Here is a 26,635-nt window from a genome sequence, read left to right on the forward strand (position 1 = left end):
TTCGCCCTCAAGCGGCACGAAGGCCTCGGCCAGGTCGCCGTATTTCTCCGTCCAGTCCTTGCCGGAGGGGGTGTAGAACCGCGCTTGGCCATTGCTGATGGCGGCGATGCAGCGGTAGCCGTCGAACTTGGTTTCGTGGATCCAGTCCTCGCCGTCGGGCGCTTCATCGTAAAGCGTGGCGAGCTGGGGCTTGCGGAAGTCGGGGAATTTCGCCTTTGCGCGCGGTTTTTTCTTCGCAGGCTGTTGCTTTCCGGCGGGCTTTTGCGTGCGGCGTTTCCACACATCATGGCCGGCCGCGATCTCGCTGAAGGAGCGGCCCGTGGTCACGCTGTCCTCGAAGTCCTCCGTCAGCCGGTCGGGGTCCTCGTCCGCCTTGTCGTCGCGCTCCTTGATCAACAGCCAGTTCTCGCGCTTCTCGCCGCGCCGCGCGCGCATCGTGGCACCACCTGACCGCTCCCAGCCTGGCCTTGCCACCCGTGAACCTCTGCCGTGTCACAAGGCCGAGCCAGGCCGCAAAGTTCCGTCCACTGTCAGAAGTGTCGAGATCGGGAGCGCACGCCGCAACGGCGCCCGCTGTCACGGGGCCGATCCCGAGGATGGTGCAAAGCCGCCGCAACTCACAATCTGACTTCGATACAGCCTCCAACGTGTTTGCCAGCCGTTCGATGACGGAAACCGTCGACCGTAAAAGCCCAGTTGGCCAAAATCGCAGCTTCGGGCAGACTGGAGGTCAGATAGGGCGGCTCTCGGGCCGAAAGAGATAGAGGACGACGGGAGCCCGGCGAGCGGGCTCAAAAGGAAGAGAAAGCTGTTCCGGCCTGTTCGAAAAAAGGAGCATGACCGTGACCAGAGAAAACACCGCGCCCGACATCTATCAGCTCGTTACTGATAGGATTATCCAGGCAATCGAGGCAGGCACTCCGCCCTGGCAGAAGCCGTGGACGGGTGGCGCCGGCTTTGCGGGCTTCCCGCGCCGCTCAAACGGGGAGTTCTATAAAGGCATCAATGTTGTCATCCTGTGGTGCATCGCTGCCGAAAATGGATACCGATCGAGCTATTGGCTGACCTACAAACAGGCAAAGGCCATGGACGCCCAGGTTCGCCGAGGTGAGAAGTCCGCTCCCGTTGTCAAATACGGCACGTTCGAAGTCGATGACCCCGATAGAGGCGAAACTGTCGTCCGGCCATATGCGCGTGGCTATCGCGTATTTAATGCCGATCAGATCGACGGTCTGCCGGATTACTTTTACGGCGCTGACCCGGACGAACCGCGCGATCTCGGCACTGAACCCAATGTGGAGCTGGATCGGTTCTTCGCCGCGACCGGTATCGAGATACGAACGACTGATGAACCTCAGGCGTTCTATCATCTTCTCGATGACTATGTGCACATGCCACCAATCGCAACGTTTCACTCAGCCAACGGATACTATGCCAGCCTCGCTCATGAAATGATTCACGCGACGAGCCATAAACGCCGGCTTGATCGCGATCAGAGATTTACCCGCAAATCAGAGTTGGCCTTTGAGGAGCTTTGTGCCGAGATCGGTTCCGCCATGCTTTGCGTTTCACTCGGGCTGGTCCCTGATCTCGAACAGTCTGCGGCATATGTCGAGAGCTGGCTCCGATCACTGAAGGACGACAAGAAATTCATTTTCCGGGCCGCCAGCGAGGCGCAGAAGGCGGTCGATTGGATGCATGCGCAGCGGGCACAGGATGAGGACGAAGGCGAAACCTCCATCGGAAGCATAGCGGCTTGATCGCTTGACGCGTGAGAAGACAGTACGGTTCACCCGTACTGTCTTGTTGCAAAAGGTACGGATAGCCCGTATATAAAGCGCATGCATACAGTTATCGAAACGCCCGCTTATCTGGCATCGGCCAAGGACGAAAATGTTTCCCGCGAGGAATAGTCCGCGATCATCGATCATTTCGCCCAGAACCCCGACGCTGGCGACATAATACCGGGAACGGGCGGGGCTAGAAAACTCAGGTTTGCGCGGCCAGGGATGGGAAAGCGCGGCGGATATCGGATTATCACATTTTATGCTGACGCTGATATTCCCGTTTTTTTTGCTCGACATCTACAGCAAGTCGTCTCAGGCGAATTTGAGCAAAGCGGACCGGAACGAAATGAGGGCGATTTTATCGGCGCTGCCTGATGAATTTCGCAAGCAGGCAAAACGAAGGAGCACGAAGAAATGAGCAAAGCAGGTTCGAGAATGTTGGAAGGCGCGCGGCAGGCGCTTGCGTATGCCTCTGGTGAAGCAGATGCGGCGGACTACGGTATCCATATTCCTGAAAAGGTTGATGTTAAGGCGATCCGCCAGCGTCAGAACCTTTCGCAGAAGGTCTTTGCCGCCCGTTTCGGCATTTCGGTCGGACGGCTGCGCGATTGGGAACAGGGGCGGTCGGAGGTTGACCCCTCGTCGCGGGTGCTTCTGACTGTGATTGATCGTGAACCCGCCGCCGTCGAACGGGCTTTGCAGAGGCATTGACCCGCTCGTCTTGTCCGGATCGACCGTCCAAGGCGAGTATGACCTGTCCAGAGTTTTCCGTGAATCAAACGGGCTTCGCCGCTGCGCGAAGCCCGTTTTTTGTTGCGGCACCTGCCACGTACAGCGGTTTCGCCAAAGTGGGGGGCTTGGCTGCGAAATTGCCGCAACGTTTTTAATGCAACATATGAAAGAACAAAAAACAACCGAAACGTTGATTTTGCCATCTGTATCGGTTCCACTCATGGATAGAGCAAGAGTTCAGCGAAGCCCGGTTGCCGGGCTTCCAAAAGGAGAGAAAGACTTTCCTCCCGGCCGATACCGGAGAACAAAAATGACCTCTAGCGCCATCAAACTCATCCCCGTCAAACAGCTTGCTCTCAGCCCGCTGAATGTCCGTAAGACGCAGGCTGGACAGGCCGCCGATGCGGAGCTGAAAGCCTCGATCAAAGCCGACGGCGGCATCAAGCAAAACCTGCTCGTCTATCCCGCAGGCAAGAACCAGTTCCTGGTCCATGGCGGCGGTCGCCGGCTGAAGCAGCTGCAGGCGCTCATCGAAGAAGGCGCACTGCCGGCCGACACGGCCGTACCCTGCAAGGTCGAGACCGAGGAGCAGGCTATCATCAGCTCGACCACGGAAAACGTCGTGCGTGCCATGCACCCCGCCGACCAGTTCGAAGCTTTTGAGGCGATGATCGCCGAGGGGCGCAGCGAGGACGAGATCGCGCTGAAGTTCGGCGTCTCGATCGACCTGGTGCGACGTCGTCTCAAACTCGCCCGTGTCGCGCCCGAGATCATCGAACAATTCCGTGCGGGCGATCTGACCCTCGAATGCGTGATGGCTTTCACGCTGACGGATGATCATGATCGCCAGTTGGCGGTCTGGAACGCGGTGAAGGGCGGCTATCACATTCATCCGCAAAGCATCAAACGCCAGCTGACCGAGACGGCGCATTCGGCGAACTCAGCCCTCGGGCGCTTTGTCGGCGTCGAGGCTTACGAGGCCGCGGGCGGCGTTCTCTTGCGCGATCTCTTCGACGACCGTGCCAGCGCTCATATGGAAAACCCCGACCTCCTGGAACGCCTTGCCATCGAGAAGCTTCAAGCCGCAGCCAAACCCTTCGAGGGTACGTGGAAATGGGTCGAGGTGCATCTCTCGGTGGATTATGGCGCGTTTCGCAGTTTCGGTCGGGTCTATCCGCAGGATATCGAACCGGATCCGGATTTGCTGGCTGAGGAAGAGCGTCTCATCGCGCGCGAAGAAGAACTGGCGGCGCAGAATGACGGCGAGGACTGGACCGATGCTGAAACCGAAGAATACCACACCATCGAGCCGCGCCTTCGCGAGATCGAGGCCCTTCAGCGCGAACGGCAACCTTACGCAGACGAAGACCGCGCTATCGCCGGTGTCGTTCTGACCATCGGTCATGACGGGGTGTTGCGCGTCGAGAAAGGCCTCGTGCGGCCCGAGGATATTCCTGCTGCGGTCGAGCCGGGCCAGGATAGTGCTGACGCGGGTGATGCCCCCTCCCCTGCCCGCCCGCACGTGACGCCGCCAACCTCCTCGACGCCGGTGCCGACCTCCGACCCGGCTGCGACTTTGCGCAAGGCGGATGGGATTTCGGCGAGCCTGGCGGACGATCTGCGTGCCACGCGTCAGCACATCCTGCGGGCGCATCTGGCGGCGGACTTCGAGGTGGCGTTCGATGTGATGCTCTACGCGCTCTGCGAACAGGCACTGGGACGGTCCTACAACAACGAAGCGCTCGACATCTCGATCCGGCTCTTCCAGGCCCAGAACCGCGAGGTGCTGCATGCAGATACCGTCGCCCAGAAGATGCTCGAGGCGCTGGAACAGGATCTCGCCACCGACTGGATGAAGCTGGAGAAACCCGAGGACTTCCGGGCGATGTCCGCGCTGCCCATTGCCGACAAGCAGGCGCTCTTCGCCTGGGCGACGGGACTGGCGGTCAAGCCGCAGCTTTCCTCCGACAATCGCCCCTCCCCGATCATCGAGGAGATCGGCGCGCGGCTCGATGTCGATGTGGCGGCGTGCTGGCGCCCGACCGCGCAAAACTACTGGGGTCGCGTCAACAAGGGCCATGCAGTGGCCACGGCACGCAAGCTGATCGGTGACGACTACGCCGAGGATCGCAATCGCGAGCGCAAAGGCGATATCGCAGCCGCGATGGAGCGCGCTTTCGCGGAAACCGCCGGCGAGACGGAAGGGTTCGACGCTGCAACGGATTCCAGGACGACACGGTGGTTGCCCGACGGGATGGTGTTTGCCGGTGCGACGGAGGCCGACGCCAAAATGATTGGCGATGCGCCCAAGGCCGAGGAAGGGGACGTGCCTGCCGCAGATCCTCTGACCGATGCTGAGAATGATGAACCGTCGTCCTTGCCCGCCTTCCTCAGTGAGGATGCCGCCTGACGAAGCAGACTCCCAGCTGAACACGACATGAGCCTAGGGCCGTCCTCACATCGAGGGCGGCCCTTTCCGGCTGGCGGGTTACCTACAGCCGATATCGGATCGGCTGGCCCGTCCCGGAGACATCCCATGACCACCACCCTCGATCTCGATCCTGTTCAGGAAGCCGCACGCATCGCCGCGCAGAATGACGCCTTTCGCTGTTCCATCCTGGGCGATACCTCTGGCGCTGGTGCCCCGCTTGGCCAGTTCGTAATGACACGCGGCGTCGCGGCGCTTGGGCCCGACGCCCAACTGGAGCTCACCCGCCGTGTTGCCGCGTTTGACGGGTTCAATGCCGACAGCGACCCGCAGGGATGGCATGAAATGGGGGTCATCGAATTCGATGGCACGACGGTCTGGTTTAAGGTGGACCTCTACGACACCGACTACACGTACGGCTCGCCCGAGCCCTCCGATCCCCTGCAGACGCGCCGGGTTCTGACCCTGCTGCTCCCTTCGGAATATTGACGCCCCCTCTTCCCCAAAATCACCCCGGACTGCCCTTGCAAAAAGGGCGGTCCTTTCGTGCTGGCGGGTTTCAAAGGACTGCGATCATCGCGTCTCGCCTGCCTCAGGAGACCAACAATGGCCAAAACACTCGATTACCAGATCACCCTTTATCCTGCGCATCGGGACGGCGCCTTCGTCGTCACCCAGTTCCAGATGATGGGGAACTATCCCGAAAAGCGCATTCAAGCCGCGGGCATGGACGACTTGATCGATCAGGTGACGCATTTCGCGATGGAGCACGGGAGCGGCTGCAGCGCCTCCGTGCGCTGCCTCGCCCCGCGCAAGCCCCCGGGGTTCAAGCGCGCGACCGAGAACCTCTATTTCAACCTCGTTGATCGAACGAATGAGAAACGGGGCGACGCGGCAGCTTGAACCCCAACGGAAACCTCTGGGGCGGCCTCGCGCAAGGGTCGCCCTTCCCTCAATTCCAAAGGACCAAAGACATGACACAAGCGCATGATTTCTACGCGCAGATGCTCGAATCCCGGAGACGTGCTGCCGAACAGCGGGTCGAGACCCGCGCGGCCCTTCTTGTCGAACTGTGCGCCCTCGGTGTGACAAACATCGAGGTGCAATACGAAGGCTACGGCGATTCCGGCAATATCGAGGACGTCGTCGTGACGCCGGACACAATCACCTTGACGGAAGAAATGCGCCGCCGCGTCGAGGACTTCGCTTGGGACTTTGCCTATTTGCTCAGCCCTGGCTTCGAGAACAACGAGGGCGGCTATGGCGAACTGACCTGGTCAATCGAGACCGACAAGATCGATGTCAGCCACTCGAACCGATATATCGAGACCAACACCACCGAACATGAGGGGCTTTAACACATGGCACATCCCCTTCATCACGCTGAAAGCTCGGCACGTCGCTTTGGCGGTGCCCCAGAAGACTACCAACATGTGCATGACTGGTTTGATTCATCCAAAGAGCACCTGGCAATTTTCACTCATCGTGCACATCGCCACCATACGCTTGGGATCTTCGAAGCCGAGCGCGAGTTCGGGCACAGCCTGACCAACAGCGCAGGGCGTGTCGTCCCGATCCGCTGGATTTGTGAGCAGCATGTGCGCGAGGATTGCCAGGGGCGCATCCCGTCGCTTGCGGATTGGCTCTGCCGCATTCAGCCGGAGCCGTGGATGGCCAATGGCCGGATCGACAGCGAACCGCCCCAGATAGGCAGCGATCCGCGTGTGGACTGGATCCATGCTGTCGTCAATCACCAGACCCTGCTCGGGTTTGAAGACTGGCTGCTGAAAGTCTCGGTCGAGCACGTCCAGCATCGTCAGAACTGCGCCACCGCCTGATCCGACGAACCGCAAACTCACCAACCACATGACCACTCCCAGATCGACCCGCCTGAGCCTTAACCGGCTGGGCGGGTCGATTTCGTTCAACGAAAGGACATCCACATGCAAGATCCAGTCTACGAAGAGCTCTATCAAGGTCACGTGATCAAGATCTATCACGATCCTGACGCTGAAAGCCCGCGGGCGTGGTCCAATCTCGGCAGGCTGATCTGCTGGCACCGTCGCTATCGCTTGGGAGATAGCCATCGCTTCGACATTCCTGCAGCATTCTTGTACGAACTCGCCGGTGTCTCCGTTCAAAGCGATCATTCGATGGAGAGCCTGCGGGACCGCGCCAAGCGCCATGCAATCCTCTTACCCGTCTTTCTCTATGACCATTCCGGCCTCGCGATGAATACCACCGGGTTCTACTGCCCTTGGGATTCCGGTCAGGTCGGCTTTGTCTACGTCACGCTCGAAGATGTACGAAAAGAATTCGGTGTGAAACGCGTCACTCAGGCACTGCGCGAAAAGACTGAAGACATCCTGCGCAGCGAGATCGCCACCTTTGATGCCTACCTCGGCGGACGGGTTTATGGCTATGTCATCGAGCAGGACAGCGAGGAGATTGATGCCTGCTGGGGATTTGTCGGTGACTATGAAACGCTTTGCTTGCCGGAGGCACAAAATGCCGTTCCTCGGTCCGATCCCCATGCGCCACCCGCGACACATGCATTGACCGCATATCCATAGAATAAATCGCCGTCACACACCGTGCGCGCATTGCTGCAATGCAGAAAGACATGCGCTGCCCATTGTGCAGCTGCAGCATTGCCCCTATCTTGATCTTGTGATCGGTTCTCTCCTCCTCCCTGAGCCGGTCCAGAATAATCGGCGGCATCCACCTCCTCCCGGATGCCGCCTTTTTCTTTTCTGGCGGTTTCACAATCGGTGAATTGGAACCCCTAAACGCTCGACACTCTGAGGTATCAACAGGTTTTAGAACTCGGTTATGTTCGATGTCCGGCTACAGGCCTCACGAACAGCAACAGAGGATCCCTACCTGAGACTGGCTTGTAATACGGCGCTCATCGTCTGCGGTGCCCGCCCGAGGATACGTGACAGTGTGGGATCGACCGTTGAGAATTCACCCGCCCGCGCCGCGCGGTAGTAGCCCAACATGACGGCGATTGAGCCTTCCGGGACACCGGCGGCCCGCGCATTTGCTTGCAGGACATCTTCGCTGATCAAAACGCGTTCGACAGGCCTGCCCCTTATCTGGCCCGCGCGTTCCGCCAGCTCGGCAAGGTCGAGCGCTTCAGCCCCGGTCAACGGCGGCGTCGGGCCGTCAATCACCTCCTGCCCCACCAACAGAGACGCATCCACCGCAGCGAGATCGTCATGGGTCGTCCAAGCGACTTTCCCATCTTGCGGGGCAGCCAATTGCCCGGCGTTCAAGCCCTTGGCATTCATCATCACGGCACTCGCCGCGTAAAAACCGTGGCGCAAGGCCGTCCATGACATCCCCGATGTCGCGAGCATCGCTTCCGTTGCCGCATGATCGCGACCCGGAGGGAAATACGAGTCCGGCGAACTGGACACCTGACTGGTGTAAAATATGCGCTCCACACCAATGTCGCGGGCCACGTCGATGGCCGTCGCGTGTTGCGCCAGAGGATTACCGCCAGTCGCCGCAGCGTTCGAAGACACGAGAAGCAAACGTTCGGCCCCGTCCCAAGCGTGGCGCAAACTCTCTGGATCGTTATAGTCGCCTTGGCGTACGCGCACACCAAGCGCGGCGAATGCCTCGGCTTTTGCGGTGTCGCGGACACTGACCCCGATGCGCTCGGCGGCGACGTGATGCAGCAGGTTTTCAACAATTTTGCGGCCAAGCTGGCCCGTCGCCCCGGTCACGATCAACATGGCTTTGTCCTTTCCATTCCTGTCCGCCGGTCCCTCATGTCGGCCGGCGCTGGTTGCACCAGAACTATTCACTGTTCTTTCTGGCTTTGATAATCTGACAAAAAGCGAATAACCTGTTCTCCATGAAGAACAATATATCCCAAGACGATCTGATCGTGTTTCTGACGGTCCTTGAGGAGGGTGGCTTTCGCGCGGCTGCGCGGCGCCTCGGTGTTGCGCCGTCGAACGTCAGCACCACGGTGGCGCGGATCGAGACACAACTCGGGGTCCCGCTCCTGTTGCGCACGACGCGCAGCATGAGAGCGACGGACCAAGGGCGAGCGCTGGCGGAACGGATCGCGCCCCTGATGGCCGAGGTGCGCGCGGCTTGTGCTGAAACTGCGGATTCGACGGGTCGTGTGAGCGGCCGGTTGAAGATCAATGTGCCGGGCGCGGTCATGCCCGATATCCTGCCGCCTATTATGGCCGCGTTTCAGCATCGACACCCGGCTGTGGAGGTCGAGCTTGTCGTCGACAACGGCTTGGTCGATATTGTTGCGTCTGATTGCGATGCGGGAATTCGCTACGGCGCATCGCTTGAAAAGGATATGATCTCCATCCCCATTGGACCGCGCCGCCAGCAGATCGCGCTTGCCGCCTCGCCCGCCTATGTGGAGGCACATGGTTGCCCAGAGACTCCTGCCCAACTGACCACCCATGATGCGATCCGATATCGCCTGCCGGGTGGGCCTCTTCTCCCATGGACATTGCAAGGCGGAGGTCGGGCCATCACGGTCGAGCCTGTCACACGTTTGGTCCTCAGCGTGAATGCCCTGAACTCCGGGTTGAGTTATGCGCGGGCGGGAATGGGGATCATCGCGATGTTCCGCAATTGGCTCGAGGACGATTTTCGTGCGCAAACACTTGTGCCGATCCTGAAAGACCACTGGCGGCCTCTGGAGGGGCCAAGGCTCTACTACCCCAACCGGTTTACATCCAACGCGTTACGGGCATTCATTGAGACCTGCCGGAGTAAGGTCTCTGGGGATGAATAAGGCTGCAAATTACCAGTGAAATTCGGCTGTGATCACGTTCTCTGTGAGCGATGTTAGGACCTGACCGAAAAGAGGGAGAGGCAGGGCGGGAGGGGTGACCCCTCCCGGGTGAGAGAGTGCGCACGGGGTTCGGGGCCAACCCTCAACCCCGGAGATTGCCAATGAACGCTCACCCCCATTCCGTCCCCCTAGCAACTGAGGCCGAGCTCACTGCCCTGCCGGATCCTTCGCGTTTCGCCCAAAACCTGATGCTGGCTGCGAAAACCCTCGTCCCCTTGTTCGAGTCCGGCAAAACCATCGACGCCGCCGCCCTGCGCGCCGCGATGGAGGATGCTTTCGGCGCAAGCGACACGAGTGGTGCCTGGGTCTGGAAGGACGCCTATGAGGCCGCCGAGGTGGCCCAGATCCTGATGCTCGCGCGCTACGGCGCGCTGATGCAGCGGCAGGCAACCTCTCCGCAAACTTTTTTCACCATGATCGAGCGTCTCGCAGCTCTGGCCCCGTCACACACACGTCGCTCGGAAGACAGCGTGCGCTTGCAACAATTCTCAACCCCTCTGCCCCTTGCGGCTATCGTGGCCCAGGCGGCGGGGTTTTGTGCCGAAGATCTGGTGCTCGAGCCATCCGCTGGCACCGGCATGCTCGCGATTTTCGCAAAGATCGCAGCCGCTCGCCTGGCGTTGAATGAGCTTGCCGAGACCCGCCGCGCGTTGCTGGAGCAGCTTTTCTCCGACGCTGCAGTCTCGGAACACGATGCCGCCTCGATCGATGACCGTTTGGATCGGTCAATCACGCCCTCGGTCATTGTGATGAACCCGCCGTTTTCTGCTGCCAACCATGTCGAGGGCCGGTTTAGGCAGGCGACCAGTCAGCATGTGCTTTCCGCCCTGGCACGCCTCGCGCCGGGCGGGCGACTGGTCGTCATCACTGGTGAAAGCTTCCGCCCCTCCACAAAATCCTTCCAGTCGGCCTTTCAGCGGATCGGCCAGAGCTCAGAAGTGGTGTTTTCCGCTGCCATCGACGGCAAGGTCTTCGCGCGGCATGGTACGACGATCGACACGCGGCTGACGGTAATCGACAAGCGTGTGGCCGACGAAAGCGACACCGCACATGTCGACCTCGAGGCCGCCTATCATCCGACCAGCGCGACCACGGCCGATCTCCTCGCGTCAGTTCTGACCCATTGCCCGGAACGCCGCAGCCCCCCGCCCTGCCCCACCAATTCTGCTCTTTCGGTGCCACCTCGCCCTACCCGTACCAACCTGCATGCCCTGCGCAACGCCGCCCGAAAGGAAACCCGTGCCCTTGCGGAGGAACGGGCCAAACATCCCTTTGACGATATCGCATCGGCCCCGCTCGACTACCTGCCAAAAGCCTGGAGCGAACCCGACGGCACGCTGCAGGACACGGTCTACGAGGCCTATGACCTTCAGGCGATCCGGATCGACGGCGCGGCGGAACATCCGACAGCGCTTGTCCAATCCGCCGCCATGGCCTCGGTGCCGCCGCCGGTACCGAGCTACAGCCCAATGCCGCCGAAGACCCTCGTCGCGGACGGTCTCCTCTCCGCGCCGCAGCTTGAAAGCGTCATCTATGCGGGCAATGCCCACGAGACGCACCTGAAGGGCTGGTTCAAGCGCGGCGAGATCGAAGGTCGGCTGATGGCAGCGTCTGAAGGCGACGAGGGCGCCTTCCGTCTGCGCAAGGGATGGTTTCTGGGCGACGGCACGGGCTGCGGCAAGGGGCGGCAGGTCGCGGGTATCATTCTCGACAACTGGCTCAAAGGGCGCCGACGGGCGGTCTGGGTTTCAAAGAGCGACAAGCTCATCGAGGATGCGCGACGCGACTGGATGGCGCTCGGGGGGCGCGAAAGCGATATCGTGCCGCTCTCAAAATTCCGCCAGGGCAGCGATATCCGTCTGCCCGAGGGCATCCTTTTCGTCACCTATGCCACGCTGCGCTCTGCGACACGCGAGGGCAAAGCCTCCCGCCTCGACCAGGTCACGACTTGGCTCGGCGAAGGGTTTGACGGAGTCATCGCCTTCGACGAAAGCCACGCCATGGCGAATGCTGCTGGCGAAAAGTCTGATCGCGGCGACAGACGCGCCTCCCAGCAAGGCCTTGCGGGCCTTGCGCTGCAAAACGCGGTTCCGGATGCGCGCGTCCTCTACGTTTCGGCCACCGGCGCCACGGTCGTCGGCAATCTCGCCTATGCCTCCCGTCTCGGTCTCTGGGGCACGGGGGATTTCCCCTTCGCGACGCGCGCGGAGTTCGTCGCCGCGATGGAGGCCGGGGGTATTGCCGCCATGGAGATGATCTCGCGCGACCTGAAGGCGCTTGGGCTTTATCTCGCGCGGTCCCTCTCCTATGCCGGGGTCGAATACGAGATGCTGGTGCATGAGCTGACGCCCGCCCAGGTCGCGATCTATGACAGCTACGCTGATGCGTATCAGATCTTATGCGCAGCTGCGCATAAGATCTGTAATCGCGAGGACGCGATAATGCGAAGGTGTCCAGGATTCATTTGTGTTTTCCTTGGCTTCTGGATATCGGCGCGGCCTTTGCTGCGCATTATTTTGATTGCAAACCTCGGCGGCTTTCCAACCGTCTGAGGAGACACTCATGTTGAAGTTGCACGACGAGCTGATCGCCGAGCTCGCGAAATCGCTCACGGAGCAGAACTACAATCCGGTGGTCGTGACGAACCATCGGCTCTACGCCCGTCGGTTCCTGGACTACCTGGCCGAGCGCGACATGCCGGTGGCGATGGTGACGCCAGCGCAGGTCGATCAGTATTTTCTCCACGCAGTCCATTGCTTTCATGATCGCTACGGTCGGCCGCCCAGCTCGCGCTGGCACAGGCTACCAAATACGGCGATCGGCAGGTTGCTCCGGCTGGCCCAAGGCACATGGCCGCCAGAGGCTGAAATCGAACCCGTTAAGATGCTCCGGCACGCCATTTGCCATGATTACGAAACTTGGATGCGCGACGAGCGCGGGCTGGCGGATGAAACTATCGACGCGCGGCTCCGGGAGGCGCGGCGCTTTCTGGACTGGTATTTCGGCCGCAGTGGTGCCGACGGTCTCCGAAGCTTGGCCGTACGGGACATCGATCGCTACATGGACATGCGCGCGGTCGGACTGCGACGGATATCGCTCGCGGCATCTGCTGCGTGGCTTCGGTCCCTGCTGCGCTATCTCCACCTGTCGGGGCGGGTTCCGACCGATTTGAGCCCGCAGGTCATCGGCCCGATGCTCTATGCCTATGAGGATGTTCCTTCGATCCTGGACCGCAGCCAGATCGACATGGTTCTGAAGGCCACCGCCAGGGACAGATCGCCGAGGGGGCTGCGCGACCATGCTATTTTGCTGATGCTCGCCATCTACGGACTGCGAGAAGGCGAGATCTGCAGTCTCCGGCTCGAAGACATCGACTGGCACGCGGACTCGCTGCGCATCCGTCACACCAAGACCAATGCCTGTTCCTACATGCCGCTGCTGACGCCGGTCGGCGATGCGGTGCTCGACTATCTGCGCCTCGGGCGCCCGCAGGTCGAAAGCCGGGAGGTCTTCATCCGCTCCCTCGCACCCTATACCAGGATGAAGAACCTCTATGGCATGGTCGACGGGCGCCTGGCGGCCGCAGGCGTTGTGCCGGTGGGAAAGCGTGGCCCACATGTCTTCCGCCACGCGCGTGCGGTTGAACTGCTGCGGGCGTCGGTTCCGCAAAAAATCATCGGCGACGTGCTCGGGCACCGATCAACCGAGTCCACCAACGCCTATCTCAAACTTGCCACCGAAGATTTGCGGGCTGTAGCGCTCGACGTGCCCGGATCGGAGGTGCTGTCATGAGCGCCTGGCACGATCCCGATTTGCTTGCCGTCGAGGACTTTCTCCGCATCTCCCGGTTCGGACAGAGAAGCAGTTACACTTACCGGTGGATCCTTCGCAGCTTCGAGGATGTTGCGCGCCGGCACTCAGCAGTGGATCGCCAGATGCTCGAGGACTGGCTGGGGGACATGGCAACGCGGTGGAAATTGTCGACGCTGTTGAACCAGGTCTGCATCGTTGACCGCTTCCTCGACTATCTGGTCCAGAACGAGTTGATCCCCGGCAATCCCGTCGCCGAGCTTCGCAGGCAGCACAATATCAAGCAGAACAAGCCGATCTGGCGGGCTCTTGCCTCCCCCAATCCCGACGAGGCACTTGCCGCGTTGTGCCAGCCTGCGCCCTACGGCAGCGTTCTGGGCGACTTCATGCGTGACCATGTCGCGCTGATGCGAAACCGGGGTATAGCGCGACAATCTGGATGAGACGCTGGCGACAATCAGGATGAGATTCTATGTCGCGGCATTGGTGAGGTTATCATCCTGATTGTCGCTGGCAAGATTTTCTTCGCCTGTTGTTTGTCGTTCCGCGTCAATCATGGAGGTATTGCTGATTGTCGCGTATGAGGCAGGCCTGCCTCTCTTGCGTTTTGCCTCCATTGCGGAGCGCCGTCTGTAGCTTTCCACGTTCATCTCGAAGATAGTCGCATGGTGGACCAGCCTGTCGACGGCGGCGAGCGTCATTGCGGGGTCGGGAAAAACCTTGTTCCATTCGCCGAAGGGCTGATTGGCGGTGATCATGATGGACCGCCTTTCGTATCGCGCCGAGATCAGCTCGAAGAGGACGCTGGTTTCGGCCTGGTCCTTGGTGACATAGGCGAGATCGTCGAGGATGATCAGGTCGAACTTGTCCAGTTTTGCAATGGCGGCCTCGAGCTGCAGTTCCCTGCGGGCCACCTGAAGCTTCTGGACGAGATCTGTGGTTCTCGTGAAGAGCACCCGCCAGCCGTTCTCGATCAGTGTCAGGCCAATGGCGGCCGCGAGATGGGACTTGCCGCCGCCGGGCGGTCCGAACATCAGGACATTGGCGCCCTTGGCCAGCCAGCTATCTCCCGCCGCCATGGCCATGACCTGTGCTTTCGAGATCATTGGAACGGCTTCGAAGTCGAAGCTGTCCATTGTCTTTCCGGGCGGCAGGTGCGCTTCGGCAAGGTGTCGGGCGATCCTGCGGTGGGCGCGTTCGGCCAGTTCGTGCTCAGCAATAGCGGCCAGGAAGCGGGCGGCCGGCCAGCCCTCCCGGTCAGCCTGTTCGGCAAATTGCGGCCAGAGCATTTTGATGGTCGGCAGCCGCAGGTCGTTCAGCATGATGGAGAGGCGGGCCTCATCGACGGTATGGGCGTTCGTCATGCCGGTACTCCTGCTGCATCCGCCGTTTTGACAAGCGCTTCATAGCTGTCCAGAGACACGGATTGCACGGTGACGACCGGCAGACTGCCTGCGTGCGGTGTGAACTTCCCTCGCAAGGCGACAAGGTCCGGAAGTCCACCGTCTCCGAGAACCCGGCTCAACTCGCTGGCCAGTTCCGCCTCACAGCCGCGATCATGCGCCAGGGCAAGCAGTTCGACTGTGATCTTGCAGGCCTGCCGTTCGGGCAGCCGGTCGATGAGCGCTTCGAAGGCCCGCCGGTATTCCTGGCGCGGAAAGAGCTTGTCGCGATAGACCAGCCTCGATAGCGCCATGGGCTTTCTGCGCAGCGAATGGATGACATGGTGATAGTTTACGACCTGGTCATGCTTGCCGTTGGCCCTGGCCCGCCCTCTGGGCAGGGTCAGCAGGAGGGTGCCGCCGGTGAAGACCTCAAGGCGATTGTCGAACAGGCGCACGCGCAGCCTGTGCCCGATCAGGCGGGAGGGCACGGTGTAGAAGACCTTGCGCAAGGTGAAGCCGCCGGTGCTGGAAACGGTGACGATCACCTCCTCGAAGTCCGTGGTGCGGCGCGCGGGCAGCCCCTGCAGATAGGACCGTTCGGCTGCGATACGCTTGCCGCGGGCAGCATTGCGGCGCCCCACGATCTCATCGATGAAGGCGCGGTAGCCATCGAGATCGTCGAAGTCGGCACTGCCGCGCATCAACAGCGCATCCCGGATCGCGCTCTTGAGATGGCCGTGGGCGCTTTCGATCGAGCCGTTCTCATGCGCCACCCCCTTGTTGTTGCGGGTCGGCGTCATCCGGTAATGGGCGCACAGGGCATCATAGCGCGTCGTGAGATCCGCCCGCGCGTCGGCATCGAGGTTGCGAAAAGCCGCCGACAGACTGTCGCTGCGATGGGAAGACGGCGCGCCGCCCACCGACCAGAGCGCATTCTGCAACCCTTCGGCCAGGGCGACAAAGCTCTCTCCGCCGAGGATGACATGGGCATGCTCGAAGCCCGACCACGGCAGGCGGAAGTGGTAGAGCAGGTGATCCAGGGGCTGACCGGCAATGGTCACGTCGAGCGCCCCCATGTCGGTAAAATCCGACAGTGCGAGCCGGCCGGGCTCGTGAACCTGTCTAAAGATCACCTCCTGTTCCTCGCCATGCACCGCCCGCCAGGCCCGGATCCGCCGCTCCAGCGTCCGGCGGATACCCGGCGACAGGTCAGGGTGGCGGCGCAGCATCTCCTCAAAAATTGCGACCGGCCGAAGACCCGGGGCTGATTCCAGAAGCGGGACGACTTCAGCGTCGAAAATGTGCTCAAGCGGGTCCGGGCGCCGCCGGCCTCGCGGCTGCGCCCTCTGCGATGGCAGTTGGGGATCTTTCGAAATGCGGTATCCGCTCGCCCGGCTCATCCCGGCCCTGGCCGCGGCGACTTCGATGGGGTGGTCCTGTCTCAGCTTCATGAAAAGTCTCGTCTGTTGATCGGTTACATGGCGCCCCGGCACAAAGATGGTTCTCCATTCCTGAAAACCACAAGCCTACCGGGCCGACCGCGATCACAGACCCCAAAAACGAGCGAAGCGTCGTGCGTGTGCCTCCGGTCGGGCTACGCCCTCCCTACGACACACGCACGACGCAACGTCTCATCCTGTTTGTCGCGGAATCTCAGCTTGATTGTCGTGCCGCACCGGGGATACCAGTATGAGACGCAGGCTCACTGGTTGCTGCGGTTTGACCGGTTCCTGCAGGCTCATCCGGAACTGGCGGACGAGCCGCTCGAGACGATGCTGTCCCATTGGGCAGCGGCCAAGTCCACCCGCAATCACGCGGCGGAATGCCAGAAGCTGGGGCGCATCCTGACCAAGGCGCGGCACCGGCTCGATCCGAACATTCCGCCGAAACGCTTCAACCCGCGACCGGAACGAGAGGTGGCTCGGGAGCACCGGCAACCGCATATCTTCAGCCCGGCTGACATCCGGCACATGCTCGAAGTTGCCCGTTCCTATCCGTCGCCGCATGCCCCGCTGCGGCCGTGGACCCTCTACACCATGATCCTGCTTGCCTATTGCGCCGGGCTTCGACGTAGTGAGATTGCGCGGCTCGATCTGGGCGACGTCGACCTTCAATCCGGCACGATCACGGTCCGGGAAACGAAGTTCTACAAGACCAGGATCCTGCCTCAGTCGGACAGCGTCATGACCGAACTACGTGCCTATCTCGATGCGAGGCGGCGCGCAGGTGCTCCACAAGACAAGCAATCGGGGTTGTTTTGGCAGGGCCACTTCAAGGGCCACCATACTCCGGAGACGGTCACCACGATGATCACCAACGTCATGCGCCGCGCCGGATTCAAGCCACCCTCCGGACGGACGGGGCCACGTGTGCATGACCTGCGGCATTCGATGGTCGTGAACCGGATCCTTCAATGGTACCGGATCGGCATCAACCCGCAGGACCGCCTGCACTTCCTCTCGACCTATCTGGGTCACCGGGACATCAACTCGACGCTGGTCTACATCACCGTCACGCAGGATCTTCTGCAGGAAGCCAGCGAGCGGTTCCGCGCCGTCGGCGCCCCCTGTCTCAACGGGGAGGCGCTGTCATGAAAGCCACAAATTCCTTCCCCGAACTGTTGCGGGCCTTCTTCCAGGAATGGCTGGCGGAACAGCGTAGCGCCTCGATCCATACCATCAAGTCCTATCGGGACACCTGGCGGATGTTGCTCCGGTTCGTCGCGGAGCGAAACGGCGGCGGTGTCGCACGGATCACGCTGGCCGACGTCTCCGCCAGCGAGGTGCGCGCGTTCCTTACCCATGCCGAGCATGGTCGCAAGGGCACGATCGGCACGCGCAATTGTCGGCTTGCCGCGATCCGCAGCTTCTTCAGCTTCGTGGCGGACAAGGACCCTGAATATATCGCCCAATGCGCCGAGGTCCTCACGATCCCGCTCAAGCGAAAACCTACCGCCGCGCCCTGCTACCTTGAGCCAGGGGAGGTCGAGGCCATTCTCGCGCAGCCCGACCGGTCGACCATTGAAGGGATGCGAGACCATGTGCTGCTGTCGCTGCTCTATAATAGCGGTGCGCGCATCCAGGAGGCGCTCGATCTGTGTCCCGGCGCGATCCGTTTTGAAGCACCGTATTATGTGCGTCTTTACGGCAAGGGGCGAAAGGAACGCATCTGCCCGCTCTGGCCGGAAACCGTGGCTTTGATGAAGAAGCTGCTGGAGCGGCAGCCACGCGCGCCGGATGAGCGCATCTTCGTCAATCGCTACGGCGAGCCACTGGGAGCTTCGGGCGTGCGGTTCAAGCTGGCGGCCTACGTCGCGGCCGCGGCGAAAACGACGCCCTCGCTGCGTTTGAAACATGTGACGCCGCACAGCTTCCGGCACGCGACGGCCGTCCACCTCGTCGCGGCGGGCGTCGACATCACCGTCATCCGCAGCTGGCTGGGGCATGTCAGCCTCGACACGACCAACCACTACGCTCAGGCCAATCTCGAAACCAAGCGAAAGGCGCTCGAACAGGTCGGCGTTCCGGCAGAAGGAAATCGACCCGCGCGATGGAAACGTGACGCGGACCTGCTCGCCTGGCTCGATACCCTCTGACCCCAACCGAAGGAGAAATAATGTGAAGGACGCAGCCCCGATATCCCCGAAAAATAGCGATGGTGCCGCGTTCCTTCGCATTATCGCGTCCTCGCGATTACAGATCTTATGCGCAGCTGCGCATAAGACCTGATACGCGTTGGCATAGGCGTCATAGATCTCGGTCTGTGCCTCGGTCAGCTCATGGACGAGCATCTCATATTCGACATCCTTGAACGAAAGCAGGCGAGCCGTATAGAGGCCAAGCGCCTTCAGGTCACGTGAAATCACCTCCATGGCGGCGATCCCGCCGTCTTCCATGGAGGCGATGAATTCGGCCCGCGTGCTGAAGGGAAAGTCGCCGGTCTGCCAAAGGCCGAGTCGTGAGGCATAGGCCAAATTGCTGACCGTTGTGGCTCCGGTCGCCGACACATAGAGCACGCGCGCGCTGGGTACGGCATTCTGCAGGAGAAGCCCGACGCGACCCTGCTCCGATGGCTTTCGCTCGCCGCGCTCGCCCTTGGCGCTAATGGCATTAGCCATTGCATGGGCCTCATCGAATGCGATCACACCATCGAAGTCATGGCCGATCCAGTCGAGGATCTGAGCAAGACGGCTTTTCTTGTCCTGCCTGGCCTGGCTGCGAAGCGTGGCATAGGTCACGAACAGAATGCCCGGCTGATCAGGGATCGACCGGCCCTGCGGAAAGCTGGAAATCGGAATGATATCGGCGGCCACGCCGCCGAGCGCCTGCCAGTCGCGCCGGGCGTCCTCAATGAGCTTGTCGCTGCGGGAAATCCAAAGGGCCTTGCGACGGCCCTTCAGCCAGTTGTCGAGGACGACGGCCGCAACCTGTCGGCCCTTACCGCAACCGGTCCCATCGCCAAGGAAAAAGCCACGCCGGAACCGGGCATTTTTCAGGACGGTCTTCGAGGCGTCCTCCAGCAGCGCTTCGACCGAAAACGCGCTGGCTTCAGCCTTTGTGGGCTGGATCGACGCAAAGTCGTCGACCACATCGTAAGTGCCTTTCAGAAACGTCTCGTGGGCCTCGCCGGCATAGATCACGGTTTCGAGCTGAGGGGCTGACAAGACGCCATCGGCTATCAGCTGCGCTGGAAGGCGGGGCCGATAAGAAGGAAGTGGGGCCTGTACGGACGCCATGGCGGCCGACTGGACCAGTTCGCCGGGATGCGGCTTGGCGTGATCAATCGCGATCGTCTGAACCTCGTAGGGCTCATAGATTTCATCCGAGCCCTGACCGCCGGCGTTCATGTCGTCGCGGGCCTGATAGGCGACGTCGCAGATCTCGGCGTTGTCCAGGGGATGCGCTGTGGATGTTTTAACGGTCGCGCGTGCCTTGGCGCGGATCTGTGCCAATGCCGGGGCGGCCGGAGCCGGGTGCGGCGTTGTCGAGGAAGTCGTCGTTGCCAGCCGGGCAGGGCAGTGCTCAACCACAAGGTCCAGCAGCTCGCCCGCGGTTTCGCAGCGCGCAAACGCCCGCGCCTCGACCGACTGCGGCACCTTGTCGAACACGGTCAGGCGCGTTTCGACGGTCGTGCCATGTCGGGCATAGGCTTTGCCCGAAATCGAAGCGGTGAAGACAACTGAAGCCGCTTGCTGCAGGTCGTCGAAAAACGAGCGCCACGAATGCGACTGCGCCGTAAAGGAAGCGCCGGAAATCAACACAAGGCGGCCGCCAGGGCGAAGTCGGGCGAGGGCAGAGCGCAAATGATGCGCGGTCGCGGCCCTGTAACGGCGAGTGACGCCCGGGGCGGCTGAAAATGGCGGGTTCATGAGAATGGCCGACGGATCGACTGACGGGTTGAGCCGGTCATGGATTGTTTCGGCATCATGGCGGGTAACGTCTGATCCCGCGAACAGCTCACCGAGCAAAGCTGCGCGCGTTTGCGAAATCTCGTTGAGATGCAGGTCTGCGCCGGCCATGGCGGCGAAAGTTGCCAGAAGTCCCGTGCCGGCCGATGGTTCGAGAACAAGGTCGTCGGTGGTGATCGCCGCCGCATGCGCGGCGGCGAACGCCAGGGGCAGGGGAGTGGAAAATTGCTGAAGGGCCTGAGATTCGTCGGAGCGCTTCGTCTGGCTCGGCGACAGGCTGGCGATGGTCTCGATCATCGTCACCAGTTGCTGCGGCGTCTTCGCCTGCTTGCGCATGGTGGCGCCGTACTTTTGCAGGAACAGAACCTGGGCGCATTCGGCAGCTTCGTAGGCGTGCTTCCACAGCCAGGTTCCGTCTGTATCGGAACCGCCTGAGGCTCGCTCCATGGCGTCTCGCAACGCAGATGACGAGATGCTGGTCCCGCTTTCGAGGATTGGCAACAAGACCCTGGCTGCGTTCAAAATGGCAGCGGGATCATCGGTGACGGGGGTTCCGGTCGTAACGGCTTCGACGATGGTCATGGGGATCTCCGGCTTGGTTGACGGTTGAGACCTCCCCTTTCTCTGTCCTGGGAAGGTTCAAACCTTCCCGGTCCCCCTCTTGCTTTTGGCTTCGAAGCCGAACCGCAACATAGAAAAAGCCGCCCGGTTTTTCGGACGGCTTTTGACTTGTCGATGTGGGCTGGAGGTGCGGCTCGCGGGATTGCGACCGGCAGGTGTAATCCGTTCATCGTAGATGTGGCGTTGCAGCGGCACGTTGTCCGCTTCGTGTCCAAGCCTGGCGAAGTCGGATTTGGTGTATCCGCGCAAGAACCGGGTGGCTTGGAGGTTTCAGCGCGTGGTCCAATGTTCCAACTTTCATTGGATCAGCAAATTGTTTCAGACAACACTCGCGCTAATTTTGTTCTTGTTTCCTCTGGCCTACAGCCCGGGCCCAGGAAACATGTTTTTCGCAGTGAATGGCGCGCGGTTCGGCTTCCGGTCGACAATACCGGCCAATGCAGGGTATCACGTCGCGACCTGGATCGTCACTGTCGCGATCGGCTACGGCTTCCTCGCCGCGGCCGAAAGGTTTCCTCAGCTCTTTACCTTCCTGAAGATCGTTGGCTCGTTGTATATCCTTTGGATCGCGGGGAAAATGCTGAAAGCAGGGACGCTGAACGGGGCAAAGGATGCGAAGCCCGCAACATTCATCGATGGCGTGCTTTTGCTCCTCCTCAACCCGAAAGCCTATATAATCATTACCCTCATGTTCACCCAGTTCCTGGGGCTATCGAACTCGGGCAGGTTGGCCTCTGTCTTGCTGATCGCGTCCGTGTTCACCTTGAACAACCTATTTGCCTTCGTGATCTGGACATTGCTGGGCGACACCGTCGCGGGTTTCTTCAGATCGCCGGTCAGCGCCCGAAAACTCAATCTGATATTCGGGGCGATCTTGGCGGCAGTGGCGATCTGGATGCTGTTTTCTTAGGTCCGCTTTCTTCCGCTCAGGCGGCGAGCACGCTTTGCGGTCTCACCATAAAGAAATGGGCGGCGATACGGTCAGCGCCCATTTCAGGGCAACTATAGAAACGTTGTCAATATGGTCCCATGCCTATGCGGCGAGAACGCTACGCGCTTCCGTCAGGCAGTCGTCCATTGTTGAAAACCCCCAGTATGAATCGATGATATCATCGTCATCGCCCATGATCTCAAAGCCGCAAAAGTCTCCGCGAAGATAGGCGTCGTAGACGTCCACTTTCGCCCGCAAAATGTCGAGCGCGCGCTCCCGCATTTTGGAAGACAGCCGTTTTGCGCTGAATTCATTCCTGGCGTCTTCGAGCGTGACGAAAACGTATCCGATCTGGCCGCTGTCCCACGGGCAGGAAAATCCAGTGGTGTTCATCGTCACGCCGCTATGGTCATAAAGGTAGAGCGGCAGGATGATAGCGTTTCGCAGAGCGCGCTTTTCGATCGCTTCCAGATCGAAAAGCGCTTCATCCTCATAATCGGCCAGAGCGACGAACAGCTCCTGATCGTTGCGATAGCTGTGCTTGTCTCCAAGGTTATAGCGGGGATGCCAGCAGATCATCGTGCCCAACGTGTCGCACTCGACACGCGGGTTCATCGGATCGGGATCGGGGACGATCCGGATTGTCTTGTCATAAAGGGTTTCGCGGTGCAGTTCGAACATGCCGTGCTCCTTGTTCAGATACACGGCGAAAGCGCCGGCCTCGAACATCGAGGCGGCGCTCATGGCTGCGATGTTTTATGCTGCCGTATCGAGCGTCGGAATGCTGGACACGTCGACGGAACGTTCGGCATGCCAGGTGTCATAGGCACTCTGCATGCGCAGCCACAGGCCAGCGCCATTACCGAACAGTTTGCCAAGCCGAACAGCAACTTCAGGGCTGACCGGCTTGCGCTCTGCCAGAATGGCATGGAGTTGCTGACGCGATATGCCAAGAAGACGGGCGATCTCGCTGATGGATCGGCCCGTGGCCGGGATAATGGTTTCACGCAGCAATTCGCCCGGATGCGACGGGCAGCGGTCAGGATTGCGGGCCATAATCGTCACCTCTCAGTGATACTGTTCAAAATCGACCACATAGGCGTCACCATTCTCGAACTCGAATGTCACGCACCAGGGGCCATTGACATGCACCGTATAGCGGGTTGGGCTAAAACCGGTGAGGCTATGAAAATTGAAGCCGGGAATGTTTAGATCCTCCGGCCTTGAAGCCGCGTCCAAAGCATCGAGGCGCAGCAGGATTCGCTTGTGAAGACGGGCGTCGATTTTCGACTTTCCCGTCTCCCACAGCGCCTTGGGTTGCTTGTTGACAAAGCCTTTTATCATCACAGAACCGTAAACAATATGATTACATATGACAATCGATAGATTACACCTACGCACAGCGCGAAGCGTAGTACGGCTGTCCATCCCACAGACGGGCATGAATGAAGGATTCCGGGCTGAAGCCACTGTGGCGATCCTGACGCGCCGGGCAGGGCCGATGAAGTGGTCGACCGAGTGGGCCACACCCTGGCTGTATGCCGAGGAAAGGTCGCGAGGCCTCCTCAAGGGCCTAGCAGCAACGATCTGGCATTTTCCGGGACTGGGCTCATGCTAGCCAGTTTTCAACCTGGAGACCGGGCACCCGCAGGAATTCGCGCGTATTGGCCGTTACCAGCACAGCATCGACAGCCAAGGCATGGGCTGCAATCAGCAGATCATTTGGACCGATCGGCGTACCGGCAGCTTCGAGGCCTGCTCTGATGCGGCCGTACCGGGCATGTGCTGGCGCATCCAATGCGAGTATTTGCATGCCGCCAAGAATGGCCTCGACCTGGGTCGTCAGCTTGGCAGATCCCTTGCGTTCACAGCCATAGCTCAGCTCAGCCGCGGTGATGATGCTGACGCAGATCGTATCCTGCCCGACATCAGCGATATGGCCGACGATGGCGCCGGCCGGATTACGCGCGAGATCCGACACGATATTCGTGTCGAGCATGTAAAGACGGCTCAAAGGTCGATTTCCCTTGCCGGCAGCAGGGTCTCATCGACGTCGGGGAACTGGTCATCAGGGCTGAGCGGCTTCAGTCGCGCCAGAATGTCCAGAAGATCTTTGTTGGGGGCAGGTTCGATCACAAGTCGGCTTCCCTCCCGATGTATCAGCACACGGTCGCCCGGAAGTTCGAAGTCGGCCGGGATACGGACCGCCTGACTCTTGTTATTGCGAAACAACTTGGCTTCGCGTGCTTCGGACGCTTGGGGCTGGGGCATGATAACCTCCTGTCAAAATTTTGTATATACTGATGCATATACTCGGCCGGATGTGAGATTTCAAGCATAGTGCGAAGCGTAGCACGGCTTTCCATCCCACAGACGGGCATGAATGAAGGATTCCGGGCTGAAGCCACTGTTGGAAATTCTGACGCGCCGCGCAGGACCGATGAAGTGATCGGCATGTGGAACGACATGCTCGGTCAACGGCGCCTCGTTTTCACTCGACGCGTCGAGCGATCCGATCGGCCGGACCTCGGCCATGGATTTGCCGATGAGCTTTGTGACCTGCCAGAAATCGACGTTTGTCTGATCATAGCCCCAGGACGCCACGAAGATATGGCCGATCTCGATGCCGGCATTAGACGGCCGATAGCGATTTTTGCACGCAAGCGTCCTGCGGCGGTCCTGGAAGCCCTCTTCGATCCGCTTCTCGCGTGCTTCCGGACTTTTGAACCAGTAATGCCAGTCGGGGCGGGCACGCTTGCCGACGAACAACTTGGCGCAGGGCCTGCCGCGGTTTTCGAACAGATAGGCGACGGCATCGGATTCCGGATCGGAACGCACGTCAGCACCTTCGGGAATGAAGTCTTCACGTTTCGGTCTGTAAGCTCGCATGGGTTTTGTCTCCGTATCGAACGGCGGAGAAAACAACTTTCTCGCTCTTGTTTTCCGTTCACGGAAAAGACGGCCGCCCTCTAACTTGAGAGCGACCGTCCCCCGGAGACCTGGTGGTGATGAGATCTATTCAGCGGCGGCTTTCAGGAACGCCGGCAGCACATCGGGTTCCGGGTTTTCGACCACGCCCTGCGGCTGCTCATCGGAACTTTCGAAGGCCATGCCCTCGGGCAGCCAGCGCGCGGTGCGCTTGGCCGTTTCCGGCTCGATGCCGACACGCTCGTCGGCGCCTTCCCGGAAAGCAGATTCCATCGAAGCGGCCAGCGCGTCTTTCTTGAAATCGCGACGTTCATCGGCCCACTTCTGCCCGATCACATCAGCTGCAACGGCAAGGGCGTGCTTCTTGGGAACGCGCGACCAGTAATTCTTCGCGTCCGGACGCCAGCAATAAGCAACATCAGTGCTGCAACGCCGTCCAATCTCCTCAAGAACCGGCGAGCTATGGTCGTCGTTGGCCAATTGCTGCTGAACGGCCTGCGCCGTCGCCCAGGCAAACAAAGCCTGTTTCTTCTCCATCGGCAGAGCCGACATCGAGATGAAGTCCTGCGGACTTTCGAGCGAGATCCATGACAGGTCGAGCGTGCTCTTGATTTCCTCAAGCATGGCAGCCGCGACTGTATCCTCCAGATATTCACGGCTCTTGAAGACCTCCGCCTGTCGCATCGAGATATCGATCGGCGCGGCGGCATAGGCGATGGGCAGGCGGACGATCATCGAATAGAGCATCGCGTCGAACGCGGTCTGATAGTCGCTGGCAAGGTGAGGCTGCAGGTTCTGATGCCGGATGGCGCGCAGATCTGCCGAAAGAGAATTCGAGACGCCAGCCTCCTTGCGCTTTTCCTCGGCGGACATCTCTTCAGAACCTTCAGAGCGAACCTGCTGTGGCTTGTCGTTCGGATGCACCAGGCCGGCCTCAACCCTCAACGCTCCGCGGTGGTCGATGGAAACAACGCAGCCTGCCCGGGCGCGCTGTTCATCGGTGTATTCCGACCGGTTCACTTCTGCGGATAGCGCCTCCAGATCGTTATGGAGTTGATCCCAGCGCGCCTGCACCTCGTCGGTCCAGGCCTCCTCGCCGATCTCCTTCATCTGCTCGATCTCGCCGTTCAAGGCATCGAGCTTGGCCTGATCCTGGGGGGCCGGCTCGACGGGGAGGGGGTATTCACGACCATAGCGCATATACTGGTCATAGGTGACCGAGAGATGCACATCGACCCACTTCCACTGGCCTTTCAGCTTCTCGGCCTCGGCGTTCAATGCCTCGGTCGCCAGACGATGCAACAAAACAACATCTTCCAGAACAACGTTGTCGGCTTCGGAAAACAGATCCCTGCGCACAGTTCCACCGGCGGCCGTATAGGCATCGACGCCGACAAATTGGGCGACATTATCGGTCGCCGACACTTCGTCCTCCGTAGCCAGGTGGCGAACCTGATAGGCGTTGATGCCGTGATAGGTAGACTTGAGCTGTTCGAAGATCTCGACCTGACGGCTCCGATCCTTGCAGATCGTGAACGCCGTCAGCGCGTCCAGGGAGAGCTCGTCGTTGCGGAAAGCCGTGAGAAGAACCGGATCGACCTCGGCCAGTTTGAGGCGGCGCTGAACGAGGTTTTCGGTCACGCCGAACTGATTGGCGATTTCGGTGGTCTTGAAGCCCTTTTCGATCATCGCAGCGAAGGCTTCATACTTGTCGGCGGGGTGCATCGCTTAGGTTATGCGTCAAGTGTCCTTTTGGCTGGATAACGCTG

The 26,635-nt window shown here is 60.5% G+C and carries 26 protein-coding genes and 2 pseudogenes; 15 read left to right on the forward strand and 13 right to left on the reverse strand.

The features are described from left to right. Together K7H91_RS19335 and K7H91_RS19340 are read right to left on the reverse strand one after the other, a co-directional pair. Nucleotides 1-396, reverse strand: a pseudogene (locus K7H91_RS19335) (ATP-dependent DNA ligase); the annotation flags it as partial. Beyond that, on the reverse strand, nt 284-580 hold the full coding sequence (locus tag K7H91_RS19340) for a transposase (protein ID WP_230721882.1): 297 nt from the start codon (nt 578-580) through the stop codon (nt 284-286). The gene K7H91_RS19340 and the pseudogene K7H91_RS19335, both read right to left, overlap by 113 nt. Before the next feature lie 256 nt (nt 581-836). Here K7H91_RS19340 and K7H91_RS19345 point away from each other — a divergent pair, with 256 nt between their 5' ends. From K7H91_RS19345 to K7H91_RS19380, 8 genes are all read left to right on the forward strand, one after another. After that, the gene (locus tag K7H91_RS19345) at nt 837-1,760 is read left to right on the forward strand and encodes an ArdC family protein (protein ID WP_230721860.1); all 924 of its coding nucleotides are present in this window, start codon (nt 837-839) and stop codon (nt 1,758-1,760) included. Between the two features lie 441 nt (nt 1,761-2,201). Further along, the gene (locus tag K7H91_RS19350; RefSeq protein WP_230721861.1) at nt 2,202-2,498 is read left to right on the forward strand and encodes a helix-turn-helix domain-containing protein; all 297 of its coding nucleotides are present in this window, start codon (nt 2,202-2,204) and stop codon (nt 2,496-2,498) included. Between the two features lie 184 nt (nt 2,499-2,682). Next, on the forward strand, nt 2,683-4,929 hold the full coding sequence (locus K7H91_RS19355; RefSeq protein WP_230721862.1) for a ParB/RepB/Spo0J family partition protein: 2,247 nt from the start codon (nt 2,683-2,685) through the stop codon (nt 4,927-4,929). Between the two features lie 126 nt (nt 4,930-5,055). Then, nucleotides 5,056-5,436, forward strand: a complete 381-nt coding sequence (locus K7H91_RS19360; protein WP_230721863.1) for a DUF3768 domain-containing protein — start codon at nt 5,056-5,058, stop codon at nt 5,434-5,436. Nucleotides 5,437-5,553: 117 nt separating this feature from the next. After that, the gene (locus tag K7H91_RS19365) at nt 5,554-5,850 is read left to right on the forward strand and encodes a hypothetical protein (protein ID WP_230721864.1); all 297 of its coding nucleotides are present in this window, start codon (nt 5,554-5,556) and stop codon (nt 5,848-5,850) included. A gap of 71 nt (nt 5,851-5,921) precedes the next feature. Beyond that, on the forward strand, nt 5,922-6,305 hold the full coding sequence (locus tag K7H91_RS19370) for a DUF6878 family protein (protein WP_230721865.1): 384 nt from the start codon (nt 5,922-5,924) through the stop codon (nt 6,303-6,305). A gap of 3 nt (nt 6,306-6,308) precedes the next feature. Next, nucleotides 6,309-6,785: a DUF6915 family protein gene (locus K7H91_RS19375; protein WP_230721866.1), complete on the forward strand. Its 477-nt coding sequence runs from the start codon at nt 6,309-6,311 to the stop codon at nt 6,783-6,785. A 105-nt stretch (nt 6,786-6,890) separates the two neighbouring features. After that, a complete protein-coding gene (locus tag K7H91_RS19380) occupies nt 6,891-7,520 on the forward strand; it encodes a hypothetical protein (protein WP_230721867.1) in 630 nt (209 codons plus the stop codon). Nucleotides 7,521-7,826: 306 nt separating this feature from the next. On the opposite strand, the gene K7H91_RS19385 is transcribed toward K7H91_RS19380, so the two are convergent. After that, nucleotides 7,827-8,690: an SDR family oxidoreductase gene (locus tag K7H91_RS19385; protein ID WP_230721868.1), complete on the reverse strand. Its 864-nt coding sequence runs from the start codon at nt 8,688-8,690 to the stop codon at nt 7,827-7,829. Nucleotides 8,691-8,812: 122 nt separating this feature from the next. Here K7H91_RS19385 and K7H91_RS19390 point away from each other — a divergent pair, with 122 nt between their 5' ends. From K7H91_RS19390 to K7H91_RS19405, 4 genes are all read left to right on the forward strand, one after another. Then, nucleotides 8,813-9,724, forward strand: a complete 912-nt coding sequence (locus tag K7H91_RS19390; RefSeq protein WP_230721869.1) for a LysR family transcriptional regulator — start codon at nt 8,813-8,815, stop codon at nt 9,722-9,724. A gap of 161 nt (nt 9,725-9,885) precedes the next feature. Next, a complete protein-coding gene (locus K7H91_RS19395) occupies nt 9,886-12,336 on the forward strand; it encodes a strawberry notch-like NTP hydrolase domain-containing protein (RefSeq protein WP_230721870.1) in 2,451 nt (816 codons plus the stop codon). 10 nt (nt 12,337-12,346) lie between these two features. Further along, entirely contained in the window at nt 12,347-13,576 is a 1,230-nt protein-coding gene (locus tag K7H91_RS19400; protein WP_007803583.1) for a site-specific integrase, read from the forward strand. Continuing rightward, a complete protein-coding gene (locus tag K7H91_RS19405; protein ID WP_230721871.1) occupies nt 13,573-14,037 on the forward strand; it encodes a hypothetical protein in 465 nt (154 codons plus the stop codon). The genes K7H91_RS19400 and K7H91_RS19405 overlap by 4 nt, the downstream gene beginning before the upstream one ends. Before the next feature lie 27 nt (nt 14,038-14,064). Here the strand turns inward: K7H91_RS19405 and istB are convergent, their stop codons facing one another. After that, entirely contained in the window at nt 14,065-14,958 is an 894-nt protein-coding gene (gene istB, locus K7H91_RS19410) for an IS21-like element helper ATPase IstB (protein WP_230721872.1), read from the reverse strand. Further along, nucleotides 14,955-16,472, reverse strand: coding sequence for an IS21 family transposase (gene istA / locus K7H91_RS19415; protein WP_419197500.1), 1,518 nt, complete (start codon nt 16,470-16,472; stop codon nt 14,955-14,957). Before istA ends, istB begins: the two co-directional genes overlap by 4 nt. A 174-nt stretch (nt 16,473-16,646) precedes the next feature. On the opposite strand from istA, the gene K7H91_RS19420 reads away from it, so the two are divergent. Continuing rightward, on the forward strand, nt 16,647-17,573 hold the full coding sequence (locus K7H91_RS19420; protein WP_230721883.1) for a tyrosine-type recombinase/integrase: 927 nt from the start codon (nt 16,647-16,649) through the stop codon (nt 17,571-17,573). Continuing rightward, on the forward strand, nt 17,570-18,574 hold the full coding sequence (locus tag K7H91_RS19425; protein ID WP_230721884.1) for a tyrosine-type recombinase/integrase: 1,005 nt from the start codon (nt 17,570-17,572) through the stop codon (nt 18,572-18,574). Before K7H91_RS19420 ends, K7H91_RS19425 begins: the two co-directional genes overlap by 4 nt. A 159-nt stretch (nt 18,575-18,733) precedes the next feature. Here the strand turns inward: K7H91_RS19425 and K7H91_RS25745 are convergent. Further along, nucleotides 18,734-20,968: pseudogene (locus tag K7H91_RS25745) on the reverse strand (strawberry notch-like NTP hydrolase domain-containing protein); the annotation flags it as partial. A gap of 316 nt (nt 20,969-21,284) precedes the next feature. On the opposite strand from K7H91_RS25745, the gene K7H91_RS19435 reads away from it, so the two are divergent. Beyond that, entirely contained in the window at nt 21,285-21,917 is a 633-nt protein-coding gene (locus K7H91_RS19435) for a LysE family translocator (RefSeq protein WP_330166022.1), read from the forward strand. A gap of 123 nt (nt 21,918-22,040) precedes the next feature. Here K7H91_RS19435 and K7H91_RS19440 read toward each other — a convergent pair whose 3' ends face one another. The 7 genes from K7H91_RS19440 to K7H91_RS19470 all read right to left on the reverse strand — a co-directional run bounded on the left by K7H91_RS19440 (nt 22,041) and on the right by K7H91_RS19470 (nt 26,591). Beyond that, nucleotides 22,041-22,682 carry a hypothetical protein gene (locus tag K7H91_RS19440; RefSeq protein ID WP_230721875.1) on the reverse strand — a complete coding sequence of 214 codons (642 nt, stop codon included), beginning with the start codon at nt 22,680-22,682 and terminating at the stop codon, nt 22,041-22,043. Nucleotides 22,683-22,694: 12 nt separating this feature from the next. Continuing rightward, nucleotides 22,695-22,994: a HigA family addiction module antitoxin gene (locus K7H91_RS19445; RefSeq protein WP_230721876.1), complete on the reverse strand. Its 300-nt coding sequence runs from the start codon at nt 22,992-22,994 to the stop codon at nt 22,695-22,697. A 12-nt stretch (nt 22,995-23,006) separates the two neighbouring features. Next, nucleotides 23,007-23,282 carry a type II toxin-antitoxin system RelE/ParE family toxin gene (locus K7H91_RS19450; protein ID WP_230721877.1) on the reverse strand — a complete coding sequence of 92 codons (276 nt, stop codon included), beginning with the start codon at nt 23,280-23,282 and terminating at the stop codon, nt 23,007-23,009. A gap of 265 nt (nt 23,283-23,547) precedes the next feature. Next, nucleotides 23,548-23,952 carry a type II toxin-antitoxin system VapC family toxin gene (locus K7H91_RS19455; RefSeq protein ID WP_230721878.1) on the reverse strand — a complete coding sequence of 135 codons (405 nt, stop codon included), beginning with the start codon at nt 23,950-23,952 and terminating at the stop codon, nt 23,548-23,550. Beyond that, nucleotides 23,949-24,209 carry an antitoxin gene (locus K7H91_RS19460; protein WP_230721879.1) on the reverse strand — a complete coding sequence of 87 codons (261 nt, stop codon included), beginning with the start codon at nt 24,207-24,209 and terminating at the stop codon, nt 23,949-23,951. Before K7H91_RS19460 ends, K7H91_RS19455 begins: the two co-directional genes overlap by 4 nt. A 60-nt stretch (nt 24,210-24,269) precedes the next feature. Beyond that, entirely contained in the window at nt 24,270-24,827 is a 558-nt protein-coding gene (locus tag K7H91_RS19465) for a hypothetical protein (RefSeq protein WP_230721880.1), read from the reverse strand. Nucleotides 24,828-24,953: 126 nt separating this feature from the next. Next, entirely contained in the window at nt 24,954-26,591 is a 1,638-nt protein-coding gene (locus K7H91_RS19470; protein ID WP_230721881.1) for a hypothetical protein, read from the reverse strand. Between the last annotated feature and the right edge of the window lie 44 nt (nt 26,592-26,635).

Source organism: Martelella mediterranea, assembly GCF_021021415.1.
Taxonomy (GTDB): Bacteria; Pseudomonadota; Alphaproteobacteria; order Rhizobiales; family Rhizobiaceae; genus Martelella; species Martelella mediterranea_C.

Coding starts and splice junctions, on each gene's coding strand:
- K7H91_RS19345 (WP_230721860.1), top strand. CDS start 837: ATGACCGTGACCAGAGAAAACACCGCGCCCGACATCTATCAGCTCGTT.
- K7H91_RS19350 (WP_230721861.1), top strand. CDS start 2,202: ATGAGCAAAGCAGGTTCGAGAATGTTGGAAGGCGCGCGGCAGGCGCTT.
- K7H91_RS19355 (WP_230721862.1), top strand. CDS start 2,683: ATGAAAGAACAAAAAACAACCGAAACGTTGATTTTGCCATCTGTATCG.
- K7H91_RS19360 (WP_230721863.1), top strand. CDS start 5,056: ATGACCACCACCCTCGATCTCGATCCTGTTCAGGAAGCCGCACGCATC.
- K7H91_RS19365 (WP_230721864.1), top strand. CDS start 5,554: ATGGCCAAAACACTCGATTACCAGATCACCCTTTATCCTGCGCATCGG.
- K7H91_RS19370 (WP_230721865.1), top strand. CDS start 5,922: ATGACACAAGCGCATGATTTCTACGCGCAGATGCTCGAATCCCGGAGA.
- K7H91_RS19375 (WP_230721866.1), top strand. CDS start 6,309: ATGGCACATCCCCTTCATCACGCTGAAAGCTCGGCACGTCGCTTTGGC.
- K7H91_RS19380 (WP_230721867.1), top strand. CDS start 6,891: ATGCAAGATCCAGTCTACGAAGAGCTCTATCAAGGTCACGTGATCAAG.
- K7H91_RS19385 (WP_230721868.1), bottom strand. CDS start 8,690: ATGTTGATCGTGACCGGGGCGACGGGCCAGCTTGGCCGCAAAATTGTT.
- K7H91_RS19390 (WP_230721869.1), top strand. CDS start 8,813: ATGAAGAACAATATATCCCAAGACGATCTGATCGTGTTTCTGACGGTC.
- K7H91_RS19395 (WP_230721870.1), top strand. CDS start 9,886: ATGAACGCTCACCCCCATTCCGTCCCCCTAGCAACTGAGGCCGAGCTC.
- K7H91_RS19400 (WP_007803583.1), top strand. CDS start 12,347: ATGTTGAAGTTGCACGACGAGCTGATCGCCGAGCTCGCGAAATCGCTC.
- K7H91_RS19405 (WP_230721871.1), top strand. CDS start 13,573: ATGAGCGCCTGGCACGATCCCGATTTGCTTGCCGTCGAGGACTTTCTC.
- istB (WP_230721872.1), bottom strand. CDS start 14,958: ATGACGAACGCCCATACCGTCGATGAGGCCCGCCTCTCCATCATGCTG.
- K7H91_RS19425 (WP_230721884.1), top strand. CDS start 17,570: ATGAAAGCCACAAATTCCTTCCCCGAACTGTTGCGGGCCTTCTTCCAG.
- K7H91_RS19440 (WP_230721875.1), bottom strand. CDS start 22,682: ATGAGCGCCGCCTCGATGTTCGAGGCCGGCGCTTTCGCCGTGTATCTG.
- K7H91_RS19445 (WP_230721876.1), bottom strand. CDS start 22,994: ATGGCCCGCAATCCTGACCGCTGCCCGTCGCATCCGGGCGAATTGCTG.
- K7H91_RS19450 (WP_230721877.1), bottom strand. CDS start 23,282: ATGATAAAAGGCTTTGTCAACAAGCAACCCAAGGCGCTGTGGGAGACG.
- K7H91_RS19460 (WP_230721879.1), bottom strand. CDS start 24,209: ATGCCCCAGCCCCAAGCGTCCGAAGCACGCGAAGCCAAGTTGTTTCGC.
- K7H91_RS19465 (WP_230721880.1), bottom strand. CDS start 24,827: ATGCGAGCTTACAGACCGAAACGTGAAGACTTCATTCCCGAAGGTGCT.
- K7H91_RS19470 (WP_230721881.1), bottom strand. CDS start 26,591: ATGCACCCCGCCGACAAGTATGAAGCCTTCGCTGCGATGATCGAAAAG.